Source organism: Kitasatospora sp. NPDC056783 (assembly GCF_042789895.1).
Classification (GTDB): domain Bacteria; phylum Actinomycetota; class Actinomycetes; order Streptomycetales; family Streptomycetaceae; genus Kitasatospora.
Genome location: NZ_JBHUAF010000706.1, coordinates 1 through 1,424, shown reverse-complemented (window position 1 = coordinate 1,424; position 1,424 = coordinate 1). Strand labels below are relative to the sequence as shown.

Genomic DNA, 1,424 nt, shown 5'->3' with positions numbered 1-1,424 from the left:
GTGCTCATCGCGCCCGGCGCGTTCCGCTCCCCGGCCGTCCGGACGGCTGCCCGGTCGTACGGACGGTGCGGGAGTGGCGGGTGCGGCGCCTCGCCGGCGCCGCGGTCAGAACGGGTTGGTACAGGTGGTGACCTGCTTGGTGACGTCCAGTGCCGGGCCGGCGGTGGCGCAGATCATCCGGGGGGCGCCGGCGGTCACCCGCGGAGTGACCGCCGTGGCGGAGCCGTACCGGACGGTGGTCGCGGTGGCGACCGTCTCCCACGGGCTGCCCCAGGAGGCCTGGGTGCGGATGTCGACCCGAACCATCGTCAACTGGCCCGGTTCGGCGCTGACCTGGGCGACGCCGACGATGCCGCCGCCGTCGGCCTGGTGCGAGACGCAGGGCTGGTTGAGCACCGAGGCGCAGGCGGCCGTGTCGGTCCCGGCCGTCGCCGTGGCGGCCGTGGCCGGAGCCGCCATCAGGCCGGTGATCCCTGCCGCCACCATCGCCACAGCTGCGAAACGGATGCGCATGACGTGAACCTCCTTGGAAATTAAGGGAATCTCACTCCTTGAGATGAGTGTTGCACACATCGTGGACCTCGTCTGTGTGCGCTGCGTCACACTCATGGTGACGGTTCAACTACATGCCGCAACCATTCGCCGGCTGTTCGGCGCGCGGACGACTCGGGGCCTGACGGATGATCAGTCGGCGGGCGGCAGCACCATTCGGCGACCGGCCGTCGCCCCGCCGTCCACCGGCACCGAGGCGCCGCTCTGGTAGGCGAAGTCGTCCGAGGCCAGCGCCAGGATCGCCCGGGCGATCTCCTCCGGCTCGGCCATCCGCTCCAACCCCTCGATGTTCAACGGGCCGTAGGCCTCCTTGAACCGCGCCCAGGCCGCGTCCGGAAGGCCCGGCGGCCGGACGAAGGCGGTGTCCGTGGTGCCCGGGAGGATCGCGTTGACCCGGATGCCCCGCGTTCCGTACGCCAACGCGGCCGCCTTGACCAGCCCTTGAACCGCCCTTTTGCTCGCCGTGTACGCGCCGCCGTTCGGCCGGGCCTGCTCGGCGGCCGAGGAGGAGGTGCAGACGATCACCCCGTGGCCGGCCTTCAGCATGTGCGGGATCTGAAACTTGAGCGCCAGGAACACCCCCCGGGCGTTGGTGTCCAGCACGTCGTCCCACTCGTCCACGCTCAGCTCGTGCGGCGGCTTGGAGCTGCCGATGCCCGCGTTGTTGACCGCGATGTCCAGCCCGCCGTACCGGGCCACGACCTGTCCGGTGAACCCTTCGACCTGCGCCGGGTCGCGCACGTCGGCCGGGAAGTACGAGGCCTCGCCGCCGGTCCGGCGGATCTCCCGCTCGACCTGGCGGCCGAGCTCGGCGCGCCGGCCGCAGAAGCCGACCCGGGCGCCCTCCCGGGCGAAGGCCAGCGCGGCCGCCC

The 1,424-nt window shown here is 72.2% G+C and carries 2 protein-coding genes; both read right to left on the bottom strand.

Annotated features, from left to right (window positions below; translation table 11 throughout):
• Positions 1 to 105: 105 nt before the first annotated feature.
• Positions 106 to 513, bottom strand: coding sequence for a hypothetical protein (locus ACFRMQ_RS40760; protein WP_380735982.1), 408 nt, complete (start codon positions 511 to 513; stop codon positions 106 to 108).
• A gap of 171 nt (positions 514 to 684) precedes the next feature.
• Positions 685 to 1,424 (bottom strand): SDR family NAD(P)-dependent oxidoreductase (locus tag ACFRMQ_RS40755; RefSeq protein WP_380735981.1); only part of this gene is annotated, 740 nt, incomplete at its 5' end.

What these genes read in the sequence shown, in the direction of transcription:
- ACFRMQ_RS40760 (WP_380735982.1), bottom strand. Translation starts at nt 513, where the DNA reads ATGCGCATCCGTTTCGCAGCTGTGGCGATGGTGGCGGCAGGGATCACC.